The sequence below is a fragment of the Burkholderia sp. DN3021 genome, assembly GCF_049805555.1.
Lineage (GTDB): Bacteria > Pseudomonadota > Gammaproteobacteria > Burkholderiales > Burkholderiaceae > Burkholderia > Burkholderia pyrrocinia_C.
On the sequence record NZ_JBNCAB010000080.1, the window covers coordinates 1 to 15,425 of the forward strand.

Consider the following 15,425-nt stretch of genomic DNA (forward strand, 5'->3'; position numbering starts at 1 on the left):
TACTCGGGTCACCCGGTCGCCGCGGCCGTCGCGGTCGCGAACCTGAAGCTGCTGCGCGACGAAGGGATCGTCGAGCGCGTGAAGAACGACACGGGCCCGTACTTCCAGGCGCTGATGCGCGAAACCTTCGCGCGTCACCCGATCGTCGGCGAAGTGCACGGCCACGGCCTCGTCGCGAGCCTGCAGCTCGCCGAAGCGCCGGCCGAACGCCGCCGCTTTGCGAACGGCGGCGACGTCGGCACGATCTGCCGCGACTTCTGCTTCAACGGCAACCTGATCATGCGTGCGACCGGCGACCGGATGCTGCTGTCGCCGCCGCTCGTGATCTCGCGTCAGGAAATCGATGAACTCGTGTCGAAGGCGAAGAAGGCCGTCGATGCAACCACCCAGCAACTGGGTATTTCGTAACGGCCTTGCCTACAGGCGTGCGGCGGGCGCCGCACGCTGCCATAACCAGGGGAACTCCACCATGCGTGCCTGCTTTCTTCGCCAAGCCTGTTCCGTTGCCGCCCTCGCCGCCGCGGCAGCGTTCACGTCGGTCGCCAGCCCGTCGGCGCATGCCGACGAGCTGAATGTCTACAACTGGTCCGACTACATCGCACCGGACACGATCCCGAACTTCCAGAAGCAGACGGGTATCCACGTCAAGTACGACAACTACGACAGCGACGATACGCTCCAGGCGAAGCTGCTTGCCGGCAGTTCGGGCTACGACATCGTCGTGCCGACGTCGAACTACATGGCCAAGCAGATCCAGGCCGGCGTGTACCAGAAGCTCGACAAGTCGAAGATCCCGAACCTCGCGAACCTCGACCCGCTGCTGATGAAGATGATCTCGGATGCCGATCCGGGCAACCAGTACGGCGTCCCCTGGGCCTACGGCACGGACGGCATCGGCTACAACGTGCAGGCAGTGAAGAAAGCGCTCGGCGACAACGCGCCCGTCGACAGCTGGGCACTGGTGTTCGATCCGGCCAACATGGCGAAGCTGAAGAGCTGCGGCGTGTCGTTCCTCGACCAGGCCGTCGACGTGTTCGCCGCCACGCTGCAGTACATGGGCAAGGATCCGAACAGCAAGAACCCCGGCGACTACCAGGCTGCATTCGAAGTCCTGAAGAAAGTCCGCCCGTACATCACCCAGTTCAACTCGTCCGGCTACATCAACGACCTCGCGAACAACGACGTGTGCGTCGCGCTCGGCTGGTCGGGCGACGTCGGCATCGCACACCGCCGCTCGTCGGAAGCGAAGCGCTCGTACGACATCAAGTTCTCGAACCCGAAGGAAGGCGGCCTGCTGTGGTTCGACGTGATGGTGATCCCGAAGGATGCGCCGCACCCCGAGGCCGCGCTGAAGTGGATCAACTACGTCTCCGACGCGAAGGTCAACGCGGCGATCACCAACACGGTGTTCTACCCGACCGCGAACAAGGCCGCGCACCAGTTCGTCACGCCGGCCGTCGCGCAGGACCCGACCGTCTACCCGCCTGAAGACGTGCTGAAGAAGATGGTGCTGATGAAGCCGATGCCGGCCGACATCCTGCGCCTCGAGAACCGTCTGTGGGCGTAGCTGAAAACCGGCCACTGATCGCCATGCATCACGGCGGCGCAGGCATCGCTCCACGCCTGCTCGCCTGAGATTCGCGGACCTCCGTCCGCCCGCGCGCGCCGCGCGCACTGTTCCATCCGGCACGAGCCGTTGTCCGCGAGTCGCGTTGCGCGCCTCGTGCGGGGACGCTCACGCCTGCAATCCGTGAAGAACGAATGGTGACTCCCATGCAATCGATACCCTCTTCCGCTGCTGTACGACAGACTCAACCGGCCGCCGCGGCCCGTACGCAAAACGACGCGTTCGTGCGCATCGAAAACGTCGTGAAGAAATTCGGCGACAGTACGGCCGTCGACAACGTGAACCTGACGATCGCGAAAAACGAGCTGTTCGCGCTGCTCGGCAGCTCGGGCTGCGGCAAGTCGACGCTGCTGCGCATGCTCGCCGGGCTGGAAACGGCGACCTCCGGCAAGATCTTCGTCGACGGCGAGGATCTCGCGTCGCTGCCGCCGTACCGCCGCCCGGTGAACATGATGTTCCAGTCGTACGCGCTGTTCCCGCACATGACGGTCGAATCGAACGTCGCGTTCGGCCTGAAGCAGGAAGGCACGCCGAAGAACGAAATCAAGGAGCGCGTGGCCGATGCGCTCGCGCTCGTGCAGATGAGCAAGTACGCGAAGCGCAAGCCGCACCAGCTGTCCGGCGGCCAGCAGCAGCGCGTCGCGCTGGCGCGCTCGCTGGTCAAGCGCCCGAAGCTGCTGCTGCTCGACGAGCCGATGTCCGCGCTCGACAAGAAGATCCGCCAGAAGACCCAGCTCGAACTCGTTAACATCATCGAGAAGGTCGACGTGACCTGCGTGATGGTCACGCACGACCAGGAAGAGGCGATGACGATGGCGAGCCGCCTCGCGGTGATGAGCGAAGGCAGGATCGTGCAGATCGGCACGCCGGGCGAGGTGTACGAATTTCCGAACAGCCGCTTCTCGGCCGAGTTCATCGGCTCGACGAACCTGTTCGAAGGGCGCGTCGTCGAGGACGAGCCCGATCACATCTTCGTCGAAAGCGACGACCTCGAGGCGCGCATGTACGTGAGCCACGGCGTGACCGGCCCGCTCGGGATGCCGGTCGGCATCTCGGTGCGCCCGGAGCGTGTGCACGTGTCGCGCGAGAAGCCGGGATCGAAGCACAACTGGGCGCGCGGCGTCGTGACCGACATCGCGTACATGGGCGCGTACTCGCTGTATCACGTGCGCCTGCCGAGCGGCAAGACGGTCGTGTCGAACCTGTCGAGCTCGCATCTGTTGACCGACGCGGCACCGGCCTGGAACGACGACGTGTTCGTGTCGTGGTCGCCGGCCAGCGGCGTCGTGCTGACGCAGTGAGGACGACACGATGAGAACCTCCGCTTCCACTCCGTCCGCGCCGGTGTCGACCGGCGCCGCGAGCACCGGCGCCGGCCGGGCTCGCCCGGGCCGCTTCGCCGCGCTGTCGCGCTTCCTGCCGTCGGGCCGCGGCGTCGCGATCGGCGTGCCGTTCCTGTGGCTCACGGTCTTCTTCGCGCTGCCGTTCGTGCTGGTGCTGAAGATCAGCTTCGCCGACCAGGTGATGGGCATCCCGCCGTACACGTCGCTCGTCGAGTTCAAGGACGGCGTCGTGCACTTCGCGCTGCAGCTGTCGCACTACGCGTTCCTGCTGCAGGACGACCTGTACATCGCGACCTACCTCAGCTCGCTGAAGATGGCCGCCGTGTCGACGGTGCTGTGCCTGCTGATCGGTTATCCGATGGCGTACTACATCGCGCGTGCGGAACCGAACCGGCGCAACGTGCTGATGATGGCCGTGATGCTGCCGTTCTGGACGTCGTTCCTGATCCGCGTGTACGCATGGATCGGCATCCTGAAGGACGACGGCCTGCTGAACCACACGCTGATCGCGCTGGGCATCATCCACACGCCGCTGCGGCTGTACCACAGCGATGCGGGCGTCTACATCGGGATGGTCTATTCGTACCTGCCGTTCATGGTGATGCCGCTGTACGCGCACCTCGTGAAGATGGACCTCACGCTGCTCGAAGCCGCGTACGACCTCGGCGCCAGGCCGTGGGTCGCGTTCACGCGGATCACGCTGCCGCTGTCGAAGAACGGGATCATCGCCGGCAGCCTGCTGGTGTTCATCCCGGCGGTCGGCGAGTACGTGATTCCGGAACTGCTCGGCGGCGCCGACACGCTGATGATCGGCCGCGTGATGTGGGATGAATTCTTCAACAACATGGACTGGCCGATGGCGTCCGCGGTGACGGTCGCGATGGTGATGCTGCTGCTGGTGCCGATGGCGCTGTTCCAGTACTACCAGGTCAAGGAACTGGAGGAAGCGAAATGATCAAGCCGAGCAAACCGCTGTCGACGGGCGTTCTCGCCTTCGGCTTCCTGTTCCTGTACATCCCGATCATCAGCCTGGTCGTGTACTCGTTCAACGAGTCGAAGCTGGTGACGGTGTGGTCGGGCTTCTCGCTGAAGTGGTACGCGTCGCTGTGGCAGGACGACGAGCTGCTGAGCGCCGCGTGGCTGTCGCTGAAGATCGGCCTCTTGACGGCCACCGCGTCGGTCGTGATCGGCACGTGGGCGGGTTTCGTGCTCGCGCGCTTCGGCCGCTTCAGGGGCTTCACGCTGTACACGGGGATGATCAACGCGCCGCTGGTGATTCCGGAAGTGATCCAGGGCATCTCGCTGCTGCTGCTGTTCGTTGCGCTGGAGCAGATGTTCGGCTGGCCGAAGGGCCGCGGGATGGTGACGATCTGGATCGGCCACGTGATGCTGTGCGTGTCGTACGTGGCGATCATCGTGCAGTCGCGCGTGAAGGAGATGAACAAGTCGCTGGAGGAGGCCGCGCTCGATCTGGGTGCGACGCCGCTGAAGGTGTTCTTCGTGGTGACGCTGCCGCTGATCTCGCAGGCGCTGCTGTCGGGCTGGCTGCTGTCGTTCACGCTGTCGATCGACGACCTGGTGCTGTCGGCGTTCCTGTCGGGGCCGGGTTCGACGACGCTGCCGCTGGTGGTGTTCTCGCGCGTGCGGCTCGGGCTGAACCCGGAGATGAACGCGCTGGCGACGCTGTTCATCACGGCCGTGACGATCGGCGTGATCGTCGTGAACCGGATGATGATCGCGCGCGAGCGGCGCCGCGTGGCCGACATGAAGGCGGCGTTCGCGGTGGCGTGAGCCTCCCCTTTCCCTTTCCTCGATAACAAGACCCGCGCGCCGCCCCATTCGGCGCGCGAACCGATCGCACTTTGACTGGCGCACGACAAGGAGAATCCGCAATGAAGAAGAAACTGATCTGCCTGCTGGTGGCCGGCGCGTTGCCGGGCATCGCGCTGGCCGGCTCGACATCCGCCGAGATCAAGGCGCTGCAGGCGCAGGTCGCGGCGCTGCAGAAACAGATGAAGGCGATGCAGGCGCAGCTCGCCGCGAAGCCGGGCGGCGCCGTGGTCGCGCAGGCCGGTGCGGCCGTCGCCGGCAAGTCCGTCGCGGTGGCCGTCGATCCGGGCTCACCGGACTACGGCCGCGCACAGGCCACGCTGACCAACGACGAGGTCAGCGACATGAAGCAGCAGATCGCGAACCAGCAGCTGAAGGTCGACTCGCTGACCGACGCGGCCAACACGGGCCCGCTCGCCGGCCTGTCGGTGACGGGCTACATCGATCCGACCTACATCTACAACCGCGCGGCCGGCACGTCGTCGTTCCTGTTCGCGAACCACGAGAACGCATACAACTACTTCAACAGCACGTTCGGCGATCTCTACCTCGACATCAAGAAGACCTTCGGCGTCGGCCCGATGGCGCCGTCGGCCGAGATCACGCTGATGCCGAACCGCGGCAACGGCATCACGCTGCTGCAGAACTCGCGCGGCTCGATCACCGACAACCTGCTGAACACGGCGGTCATCAACGTGCCGATCACCGCCACGACGACGCTGGTCGCCGGCCTGATCCCGAGCTTCGGCGGCTACGAGGTGCAGCAGTCGAACCAGATGCTCACGCTCACGCACAACCTGCTGTACGATTTCTCGGATCCGGGCAGCTACGTCGGTGTCGGCGCGAACTACACGAAGGGCAACTGGGCGTGGAAGTTCTTCCTCGGCAACGAGCAGTACCGCACGTACGGTTCGGTCACGCAGACGGGCACCAATGCGCTCGGCGATCCGATCAGCACCAGCAACAAGGTGCCGACCTTCACCGCGCGCGCGGACTACACGTGGTCGAGCGCGCTCGATATCGGCGGGTCTTTCAACATCGGGCGGCAGACGCTCGCGAGCGCGATCGACGACCAGGGCGTCGTCCACTACGGCCCGGGCGGTGCGGCGCCGAGCGCATACGGTTCGTTCTTCTTCGGCGAACTCGACGCGACCTACACGCTTGCCGATATTCAGTACAACGCCGAAGTCGACTACGGCAGGCAGCAGCATGCGGCGTTCAATGGCGGGCTCGCGCAATGGTACGGCCTGTCGCTGCTCGCGCACCGCAAGTTCAACGCGCCGGTGGTCGGCCGCATGGGCGTGACACTGCGCTACGACCTGCTCGCCAATACGAAGAACGGCGGCGGCGGCGGCGGCATCGCGCTGAACGGCAACGGGATGGATCCGAACAACGGCTTCGGCGTCGACGCGGACTGCCTCGCGATGTCGAAGGCCGGCGGCGGCCTGGGCTTCGAGTGCAAGGGCGCCGTGCGCCAGGACGTCGCGCTCGACCTGCTGTTCTATCCGACCCAGCAGATCACCGTGAAGGTCGAATACCGGCACGACTGGGCGAACAACAAGGTGTTCCTGCGCAACGACGGTTCGTACGGCAAGTCCAACGACCTGCTCGCGACGCAGTTCATCTATTCGTTCTGACGCAGCACACGCGGGACGCCGTGCCGCGTGCACGGCGTCCCGCGCCGTTTTTGCCGGCCGGATCGCGGTGCGTCGCGCACCGAATGCCAGCCGTAAAGAGGGAGCCGATTTGATGACACAGTCTTTCACCCGCCGCGCCGATGCGCTCGCGCGCGACTCGTACTACGAAGCGACGGCCACGCGGCCCGCGGTCGACGATCCTGCGCTCGACGATGGAATCGACGTCGACGTCTGCGTGATCGGCGCCGGCTTCGCGGGCCTGTCGACGGCGCTCGACTGCCGCGCGCGCGGGCTGTCGGTCGCCGTGATCGATGCGCACCGGCCCGGCTGGGGCGCATCGGGCCGCAACGGCGGCCAGGCGATCACCGGCTTCGCGAAGGACGACGAGATCGAGCGGCAGCTCGGCGCCGACGGCGCGCGCGCCGCGTGGTCGCTGTCGCTGGACGGCGTCGCGCTGATCGCCGAGCGGATCGCGCGCTACGGAATCGACTGCGACTTCACACGCGGCTACCTGACGGTCGCGACGAAGCCGCGCCGCATCGACGACCTGCGCGCATGGATGGATGCCGCGACGTCGCGCTGGGGCCATCCGTCGCTCGCGTGGCTCGACACCGGCGCGATCCGTGCGCGCATCGCGTCGACGCGCTACCTGGCCGGCGTGCACGATCCGCTGTCGGGCCACCTGCATCCGCTCAAGTATTGCCTGGGCCTCGCCGATGCCGCACGCCGCGAAGGCGTCGCGCTGTATGCGCACACGCCCGCACTCGACATCGTGCGCGGCGTGCGGCCCGTCGTACGCACGCCGTCTGGCGAGATGCGCTGCCGCTACGTCGTATCGTGCTGCAACGCGGGCCCCGGCGGCGTGCTGCCGGCCGCGACCGCCGCGCGCATCGCGCCGATCGCGTCGTACATCATCGCGACCGAGCCGCTCGGCCAGGCACGCGCCGACGCACTGATCGCGCGGCGCGAAGCCGTGTGCGACAACAACTTTTTCCTCGACTATTTCCGGCTGTCGGCCGACCACCGGATGCTGTTCGGCGGCCGCGCGAATTCGGCCGGCGCGTCGCCCGCGACGCTCGCCGAAACGATCCGGCAACGGATGGCCGGCGTGTTTCCGCAACTCGCCGACGTGCGCGTCGACCACGCGTGGGGCGGCTTCGTCGACGTCACGCGCAACCGCGCGCCGGATTTCGGCGCGCTCGATCCGAACTTCTTCTACGTGCAGGGTTTCAGCGGGCACGGCGTCGCGCTCACCGGCATCGCCGGACGCGCGGTCGCCGGCGCGATCGCGGGCGACACGCGCGCGTTCGACCTGTTCGCGCGCATGCGCCACCGGCGCTTCCCCGGCGGCGACGCATGGCGGCAACCCGCGCTCGAACTCGGAATGCTGTACCACCGCGTGCGCGAGCTATTCTGACTTTCTCCGTTCTCCTGACCATGCAGACATTCGCCAACCAGCCGCACGTCGCGTCCTACTACGCGGCGACCGCCAACGATACGACCCGCCACGCGCTGCTCGGCGGCACGACCGACGCCGACGTGTGCGTGATCGGCGCGGGCCTCACGGGCCTGTCCGCCGCGCTCAACCTCGCCGAGCGCGGCCACTCGGTAACCGTGCTCGAAGCGTCGCGGGTCGGATGGGCGGCGAGCGGCCGCAACGGCGGCCAGTTGATCGGCGGCTTTGCGTGCGACATCGACACGTTCGGGCAATTCATGCCGGAAGGCGACGTGAAGCGCATCTGGGACATGGGGCTCGAAACGCTGTCGCTCGTGAAGTCGCGCATCGCGCGGCACGACATCGACTGCGCGCTGGTGCCCGGCTACCTGACCGCCGCGAACACCGCGCGCGACGCCGATGCGCTGAAGCGCTGGCGCGACGAAGCCGCGAAGCGCTTCGGCTACGACCGCTTCCACTTCGTCGAAGCCGACGAACTCGGCGACTACGTGCAGTCCGCCCGCTATTGCGGCGGCCTGTACGACCCGGACAGCGGCCACCTGCATCCGCTCAACTACACGCTCGGCCTCGCCCGTGCGGCGACCGGCGCGGGCGTGCGGATCCACGAGGACAGTTGCGTGACGCGCGTGCGCGACGTCGCGGGCGGCCACGTCGTCGAGACGAGCGGCGGCAACGTTCGCGCGCGTTTCGTCGTGCTCGCATGCAATACCTACGTCGGCACGCTCGCGCCCGCGCTGGCGAAGAAGATCATGCCGGTCGGCACCTACGTGATCGCGACGGAACCGCTCGGCGAAGCGCGCGCCGCCGCGCTGATGCCCGCGCGCGCGGCGATCTGCGACAGCCGCTTCGTGCTCGACTATTTCCGGCCGGCGCCCGACACGCGGCTCGTGTGGGGCGGCAAGGTCAGCTACTCGACGCGAGAGCCGCGCGATCTCGCGGCCGCGATGCGCGCGGACATGCTGAAGACGTTCCCGCAGCTCGCGGACGTGAAGGTCGACTACGCATGGGGCGGCTTCGTCGACATCACGATGAACCGCGCACCGCACTTCGGCCGCGTCGCGCCGACGATGTACTTCGCGCAGGGATTTTCGGGGCACGGCGTGAACACGACCGCGCTCGCGGGCAAGCTGATCGCCGAGGCGATCGACGGACAGGCGAGCCGCTTCGACCTGTTCGGCAAGATCCGGCATCGCGACTTCCCCGGCGGCGCGGCACTGCGCACGCCGGCGCTGGTGCTCGCGATGAGCTGGTACCGGTTGCTCGACGCGTTCGGCGTGCATTGAGCCGCTGCGCGGCGCCGGCCGCTTTCCGCATTTTTCCGGCCGGATCGACGCAAAACGGCCGCGCACCTGACGTGCGCGGCCGCTCCGTTTCGATGCCCCTATGCAGCGGGGCAGCCTGAGTCGGTCAGTCCGTGCCGTACTTCGGCGAATGCGGCCCATACAGCAACCCGCTCGGCGGCCCGGCCGACAACAGCCGGCCGCTCGTGAACGCGGCGACGTCGTGACTCTGATCCATCAACGTGTTCGCGATCTGCTTGACCGCGGCCACCACGAGCATGCCGATCAGGCCGCCACCGCCGTTGTTGCCGCCCTCGTCGCTGCTCGCGCTCGCCCGGCCCTGCCACAGCACGTCGCCCGTGCGCAGGTCGACGAGCTTCGCCGATGCGGACACGACCGTCGCGCTCGCGAGAATCCGGTATACGGTGCCGTACTGCGAAACCTTCGAATACAGCGCGGCATCCGCGCCGAAGATTTCGCGCAGTTTCGCGGGCGACGTTCCCTGGATCTCGGCCGCGTTGGTCAGGCCGTTCTGCTTGAACGTCTCGTCCATCACCGCGACCGGCACCACGTAATAGCCGGACTCGGCGAGCGGCAGCGTCATTTGCGACAGCACCCCGTAGGTGGCCGCGACGTCCGAGGTCTCGTTGATCGGCGGCAGCACGAGGATCGAGCGCGGCTGGCTCTTCTTGAACGCCGTGTAATCGGGTCGTTTCACCGGGTGCGCGCACGCGCTCAGCAGCGCGACGATCGACAGCACGGACATCAGCTTGAATGAGAGAGTCTTGAACATGGCGGGCGCGTCACTGTTTGGCGGTGTTCGTATCGGCGTTCTTCTGCCCGGCGATCGTCTGGTCGGCACCCTTCTGCCCGGCAGCCTTCTGATCCGCGGGCTTCGCTGCGCCGGTCTTCTTCTTCAGCAGGAAATCCATGTAGGTCGACGATTCCGGGAACAGCTGCTTCTCTGCCTGCAGTTCCTGCTCGGCCTGCTGCTCGTTGCCGACGCTCGCGTACAGCATCCCGAGATGCGCATGGAAGCCCGGCGGCGGCATATGGCCCTTCCCGCGGATGTCCTGCAACGCCTTTTCGAGCGCGTCGATCTGCTCCTGCGGCGACTTCTGCCCCTTGAAGTATTCGTACACCTGCGGCTGATAGCCCGTCCACTGATAGAGCGGCGGCGTGGAGCTCGCGCAGCCGGCGAGCAGCAATGCGGCGGCCGTCGCCGGCAGCCAGTTACCCCGTTTCATGGTCTTTTCTCTTTGATGTCGTGGTGAATCGATCGCATGCGGCGCCGGCCCCGGCGCCTGCAGCGCTTACTGCGCGGTCTTCAGCGCACCGGCGTCGACCTGTTCGGCGAGATGGTTCACGGCCTCCTGGATCGCCAGGTCGAGCACCTTGCCGTTGAGCGTCGAATCGTAGCCGGCCGTGCCGCCGAAGCCGATCACTTCGCGGTTCGACAGGCTGAACTCGCCCGCGCCCTGGCTCGATGCGACGACTTCCGACGTCGTGTCGACGATGTTCAGGTTGACCTTCGCGTACGCGACCTGCGTCTTGCCGCGGCCGAGGATGCCGAACAACTGGTGATCGCCGACGTCCTTGCGGCCGAATTCGGTCACATCGCCCGTCACCACGTAGTTGGCGCCCTTCACCGCCTGTGCCTTCTTCATGAAGCCGGCTTCCTGCTTGATCTCGTCGAGGTTCTCGCGATCGAGCACGTTGAAGCGCCGGCTCTGCTGCAGGCGCGTGACGAGGATCGTCTTCGCCTGTCCGCCGAGGCGGTCGATGCCGTCGGAGAAGATGCCGCGCATGTAGCTCGAGCGGTTGTCGAACTTGCCGACCGCGATCGCAACGGGCTTGCCCGCGTAAGGCTTCTGCGCGCTGCTCACGGCCGGCACGTCGAGCGTGCGCGACGATTCGGTCGCGCAGCCGGACAGCGCTGCGACGACCGCTGCCGCCACGAGTACGGTGCGTCGTGTCTGGATTTTCACTGCCGGTCTCCTTGCGTGGAAAGAATGCCCGGAACGGGCGTGTCGGCACGGACGTGCGCGCATCGACGCGGCGCACGCGCGGCCTGATTCATCGCCGGACGGGCGACTACGATATTCGAAGGAAAGATGCGCGCAACAGGCGTGTCGCGGCGAAAAGCGGAAAGGCGGCAGAACACGCGACATGCACGTGCGCGCCCGTTACCCCGTTATTGCGGATGCTGCGCTGTTGATCGCGCATGATACGGCCCCCCGTATGATTTTGCGCGATGATACCAAACGTATTTATCGAGACGGAACGTGTTTTAGATAATTGACGAATTTCGTGTGGCGGCAGCACGGCGGCGGCGATCGCCCGGAATCGACGCTGGACGAACCCGGTCGCCGCGCTCCCTGTCCACTGCTCATTGGCCGATGCCATCGCGAGCGCGATGATCGGCGATTGGCGCACACCGATAAATGCCGAATAAGACACGATTCAACATCCCGGAATGTGGAAAGCAATCGGGGCAGGAAATCGAATGCGCCCGATTGTTATGCCGCCGGCGCGTCTGTGCGTCACCCCGCGCCGCTAGTCGGCCACCTTCTGCCGCATCGTCACGAACTCCTCGGCCGCGGTCGGATGGATGCCGATCGTGTCGTCGAACTGCGCCTTCGTCGCGCCCGCGCGAATCGCGATCGCGATCCCCTGGATGATCTCGCCCGCATCGCGGCCGACCATGTGCGCGCCGATCACGCGCTGGCTGTCGCGCGCGACGACGAGCTTCATCAGCGTGCGCTCGTCGCGGCCCGACAGCGTGTGGCGCAGCGCCTTGAACGACGTGCGGTAGATGTCGACGTCGCCATACGCGCGACGCGCATCGGCCTCGGTCAGCCCGACCGTCGCGACCTCGGGCTGGCTGAACACGGCCGACGGCACCCATTCGTGATCGGCCGCGACGCGCGACCCGCCGAACAGCGTGCGTGCGAGCAGCCCGCCGTCGCGCGTCGCCACCGGCGTGAGCTGCGGCCGCGACGTGACGTCGCCGATCGCGTGGATGGACGCGACCGACGTCGCCGAATACGCATCGACCGCAATCGCGCCGCGTGCGTCGAGCATCACGCCCGCCTGCTCGAGCCCGAGCCCGTCGACATTCGGCACGCGGCCGGTCGCATAAAGCACCGCGTCGTACGGCCCGTGCTGCGCATCGCCGACGCGCACGCTCAGCGTGCCGTCGTCCGCGCGGGAAATCGATTCGACCACCGTGCGCGCGTGGATCGCGACGCCCTGCTTCGTCATCTCGTCGGTCAGGAATCGACGCACGTCGTCGTCGATGCCGCGCAGAATCTTCTCGCCGCGATAGAAGAGGTCGACGCGACTGCCGAAGCCGTTGAAGATGCCCGCGAACTCGACCGCGATATAACCGCCGCCGACTACCGCGATGCGCTTGGGACACGTCGCGAGCGACAGCGCCTCGCGCGACGTGATCGCATGCTCGATGCCGGGCCGATGCGGCAGCGACGGACGCGAGCCGGTCGCGATCGCGATGTGGCGCGCACGGATCGTGCGTTCGCCGATCGCGACGGTATGCGCATCGACGAGCGTCGCGCGCCCCGCGTGCATCTCGACGCCCGATTGCCGCAGCAAATTGATGTAGATGTCGCTCAGCCGATTGATCTCGCGATCCTTCGCGGCGATCAGCGCGGGCCAGTCGAGCGTGCCGGCGCCGAAGGTCCAGCCGAAGCCCTGCGCGTCCTCGACTTCGTGCGGGTAGTGCGATGCGTAGACGAGCAGCTTCTTCGGAATGCAGCCGCGCAGCACGCAGGTGCCGCCGATCTGCTCTTGTTCCGCTATGCCGACGCGCGCGCCGTATGACGCCGACATCCGCGCGAGCCTCACGCCGCCCGAGCCGGCCCCGATGACGAACAGGTCGTAGTCGAAATCCATCGCATTGCCTCATCGCAGTTCGGATGACGGCACGATAGCAAGATTCCGGAATTCTTGCGGCGCACGGCACGACCCGGCGCGCGCCCGATAAAAAACGGCGAGAAGCGTCGCCTCTCGCCGGTCAAACCAGCTGCCGGGTGTGCCATGCGTCACCGATCGACCACATGCCCGACCTGCCGGCCGCGCGGCACCGGTCCGCCCGGGCGCGCGAGGCGCGCGCCCGCGGCCGAACCGGCCGCCATGCTCATGCCTGCGACGTGTCGCTGCCGTCCGTCGCCTGCGTATCGTCCGCCGCCTGTTCGGGCTTCTCTTCCTTCTTCTCGAGCATGCCCTCGATCGCTTCGGCGCCCTTGAAGCCGGCGACGGCCGCTGCCGCCTTGGTCAGCAGGCCCGCATCCGGATCCAGCTTTTCCGCGGCTTCGACTGCCGCCACTGCACCGGCGATTTCGCCCACGGTGTCCAGGATACCCATCGTCATCCCCTTTCAAGAAATCGTGAGGCCGATCGTCCCACGAAAAAAACCGGCAGACCGTGTCTGTCATCACCGGATACACAAGTTACGCACCAGGCCGGCCACGCTCGACGAGCGCCACCGGAACGACGCACGCGCGTGCACGGCGGCACGCAGCGGACGATGCACGCAGCGTAGCGGAAAGCGTTCGCGCGTACTGTAAAAGTATGTTCTGGAATGCCGACGGATCGCTTACGGCGCGGGGAATCCGTGATGAAGCGATTGCCGAATAGTCGTGTGCGCGTATGAACGCCGCATGACGAAAAAAAAGAGGCGCCTTGCGGAGCCTCTTCGATGCGTGCCGGACGAATGCCGGCGCGTGCGTTCCGACGTTCGTCAGAAGATATTGCGCAGGCCGATCGCGATGCCCGTCTGGTTGCTGCGGCCCGGCAGCTCGACATTCGCCGCGCCGTTCGTCTTGTTGAAGTCGACGGTGCCGTAGATTTCGGTGCGCTTGCTCAGCGCGTACTCGGCGATGCCGACGATCGCGTAGCGGTTGCCGCTCGCGAGCGTACCGTTCGCGGTCATCGCATTGCGCATGTGGTCGTAGTAGAACGCGCCCGTCAACGTCAGCGGCGTGCTGACCTGCCAGCTCACGCCCGCGAACGGACCGTCGTCGATCCGGCCCGTGCCCTTCGCGACCGGAATCGTCTGCTGCGCGAGCAGGCTGTCGACGAAGCCGGTGTCGTCCTTCGAGCGCAGGTAGCCCGCGTAGACCTTCGCCTTGCTGAACGCGTACACGACGTTCGCGTGGTAGATGGTCTGCTTGCGCGCCGAGTTGTCGCTGTTCTGCTGCGCGCCGGCCGCGATGCTGAGCGGGCCCATCACGTACGACAGCGACACGCCCCACGCATTGCCCTTGCCGAGCGAACCCGGAATCTGGCCCGAGAAGCCGCCGGCGCCGGTCGATTCGTAGTTGGTGCCCGTCGAGTACATCGCCTTCGCGGTCAGGCCCGCGAACTTGCCCGTGTACTTGATCTGGTTGTCCGCATACAGCCCGCCGCCAAGTGCGACCGGCAGCCATGCATTTTCGAGGTAGTTGCCGACCGTCAGCGGATCGTAGGTATCCGACAGCAGATCGAACAGCGGCGTCTTCTGGCGGCCGAGGGTCACCGTGCCGTACGGGCTCTGCAGGCCGACGTATGCCGCACGGTTGAACAGGCGGCCGCTGTCGGCGAATGCGCCGTTCTGCAGGTTCACGCCGCTTTCGAGGTTGAACACGGCCTTCAGGCCGCTGCCGAGGTCTTCCGTGCCGTAGATGCCGAAGCGGCTGTTGGTGATCGCGCCATTGGACATCGACAGCAGTCCGTCATTCTTGGCGTTCGCGTTGGTCAGATACCGGACGCTGACGTCGGCGACGCCCCAGAGCGTGACCGAGCTTTGTGCAGCCGCGTACTGGCTGGCGAATGCGAGCGCGGCGCCCCCTGCGATGGCTGCGAGTCGGGTGGTCTGCTTCATGAGCTTTCCTTTTTGTGGGTGTCTCCGTTCATTGCCGGCCGCGTGCGCAGCCGGGTGGCGATCGCACACGCTCTTGGCATGTGCGATGTGGCTTGAATCATAAGACGAGTGCAATCGCTGAAAGAAATTGAAACGCGCGGTAATCGCGCGACTGTCGCCCGGGAACAACGTTTCCCGCGCCGGGCCGTGCCGGGCTTGCGTCGCGCGCCGGCGGGACGGTTCGCGACGGCATCGGCGGGTGTGCACGGCACTGTAAGGGTCGGCGATGGTGCGACGCGGTAAATGGCGTATCGCGGCGGGCGGGTTGGCGCGGTCGATGCAACCGGAACATGTCGCGAAGGCCGGCAGCGGGCGCGACCGGTGCAACCGGC

Annotated in this window: 15 protein-coding genes; 8 read left to right on the plus strand and 7 right to left on the minus strand. The window is 66.5% G+C overall.

Annotated elements, in window-relative coordinates; translation table 11 throughout:
* From ACPUER_RS28815 to ACPUER_RS28850, 8 genes are all read left to right on the plus strand, one after another.
* Positions 1 to 408 (plus strand): aminotransferase class III-fold pyridoxal phosphate-dependent enzyme (locus ACPUER_RS28815; RefSeq protein WP_425132748.1); only part of this gene is annotated, 408 nt, incomplete at its 5' end.
* Between the two features lie 61 nt (positions 409 to 469).
* On the plus strand, positions 470 to 1,567 hold the full coding sequence (locus ACPUER_RS28820) for a polyamine ABC transporter substrate-binding protein (protein WP_425132749.1): 1,098 nt from the start codon (positions 470 to 472) through the stop codon (positions 1,565 to 1,567).
* Between the two features lie 206 nt (positions 1,568 to 1,773).
* Entirely contained in the window at positions 1,774 to 2,928 is a 1,155-nt protein-coding gene (locus ACPUER_RS28825; RefSeq protein ID WP_175963374.1) for an ABC transporter ATP-binding protein, read from the plus strand.
* A 10-nt stretch (positions 2,929 to 2,938) separates the two neighbouring features.
* Complete coding sequence (locus ACPUER_RS28830) at positions 2,939 to 3,925, plus strand: ABC transporter permease subunit (RefSeq protein ID WP_175963373.1); 987 nt, start codon at positions 2,939 to 2,941, stop codon at positions 3,923 to 3,925.
* Positions 3,922 to 4,761: an ABC transporter permease subunit gene (locus tag ACPUER_RS28835; RefSeq protein WP_034179243.1), complete on the plus strand. Its 840-nt coding sequence runs from the start codon at positions 3,922 to 3,924 to the stop codon at positions 4,759 to 4,761. Before ACPUER_RS28830 ends, ACPUER_RS28835 begins: the two co-directional genes overlap by 4 nt.
* A 101-nt stretch (positions 4,762 to 4,862) precedes the next feature.
* The gene (locus tag ACPUER_RS28840; RefSeq protein WP_425132750.1) at positions 4,863 to 6,437 is read left to right on the plus strand and encodes a DUF3138 family protein; all 1,575 of its coding nucleotides are present in this window, start codon (positions 4,863 to 4,865) and stop codon (positions 6,435 to 6,437) included.
* Between the two features lie 112 nt (positions 6,438 to 6,549).
* Positions 6,550 to 7,854 (plus strand): NAD(P)/FAD-dependent oxidoreductase, encoded by a 1,305-nt coding sequence (locus ACPUER_RS28845; protein ID WP_425132751.1) that lies wholly within the window; start codon positions 6,550 to 6,552, stop codon positions 7,852 to 7,854.
* 20 nt (positions 7,855 to 7,874) lie between these two features.
* Positions 7,875 to 9,176, plus strand: coding sequence for an FAD-binding oxidoreductase (locus ACPUER_RS28850; protein ID WP_310135509.1), 1,302 nt, complete (start codon positions 7,875 to 7,877; stop codon positions 9,174 to 9,176).
* A 124-nt stretch (positions 9,177 to 9,300) separates the two neighbouring features.
* Here ACPUER_RS28850 and ACPUER_RS28855 read toward each other — a convergent pair whose 3' ends face one another.
* The 7 genes from ACPUER_RS28855 to ACPUER_RS28885 all read right to left on the minus strand — a co-directional run bounded on the left by ACPUER_RS28855 (position 9,301) and on the right by ACPUER_RS28885 (position 15,054).
* On the minus strand, positions 9,301 to 9,966 hold the full coding sequence (locus ACPUER_RS28855; RefSeq protein WP_425132752.1) for a DUF799 domain-containing protein: 666 nt from the start codon (positions 9,964 to 9,966) through the stop codon (positions 9,301 to 9,303).
* Positions 9,967 to 9,976: 10 nt separating this feature from the next.
* Positions 9,977 to 10,420 carry a DUF4810 domain-containing protein gene (locus tag ACPUER_RS28860; RefSeq protein WP_175963368.1) on the minus strand — a complete coding sequence of 148 codons (444 nt, stop codon included), beginning with the start codon at positions 10,418 to 10,420 and terminating at the stop codon, positions 9,977 to 9,979.
* Between the two features lie 66 nt (positions 10,421 to 10,486).
* Entirely contained in the window at positions 10,487 to 11,155 is a 669-nt protein-coding gene (locus ACPUER_RS28865; protein WP_425132762.1) for a CsgG/HfaB family protein, read from the minus strand.
* Positions 11,156 to 11,267: 112 nt separating this feature from the next.
* Positions 11,268 to 11,633, minus strand: coding sequence for a hypothetical protein (locus tag ACPUER_RS28870; RefSeq protein ID WP_310135514.1), 366 nt, complete (start codon positions 11,631 to 11,633; stop codon positions 11,268 to 11,270).
* A gap of 96 nt (positions 11,634 to 11,729) precedes the next feature.
* Positions 11,730 to 13,085, minus strand: coding sequence for a glutathione-disulfide reductase (gene gor, locus ACPUER_RS28875; RefSeq protein WP_425132753.1), 1,356 nt, complete (start codon positions 13,083 to 13,085; stop codon positions 11,730 to 11,732).
* A gap of 244 nt (positions 13,086 to 13,329) precedes the next feature.
* Positions 13,330 to 13,557 (minus strand): hypothetical protein, encoded by a 228-nt coding sequence (locus ACPUER_RS28880; protein WP_175963365.1) that lies wholly within the window; start codon positions 13,555 to 13,557, stop codon positions 13,330 to 13,332.
* Between the two features lie 375 nt (positions 13,558 to 13,932).
* Positions 13,933 to 15,054: a porin gene (locus ACPUER_RS28885; protein ID WP_111017804.1), complete on the minus strand. Its 1,122-nt coding sequence runs from the start codon at positions 15,052 to 15,054 to the stop codon at positions 13,933 to 13,935.
* Between the last annotated feature and the right edge of the window lie 371 nt (positions 15,055 to 15,425).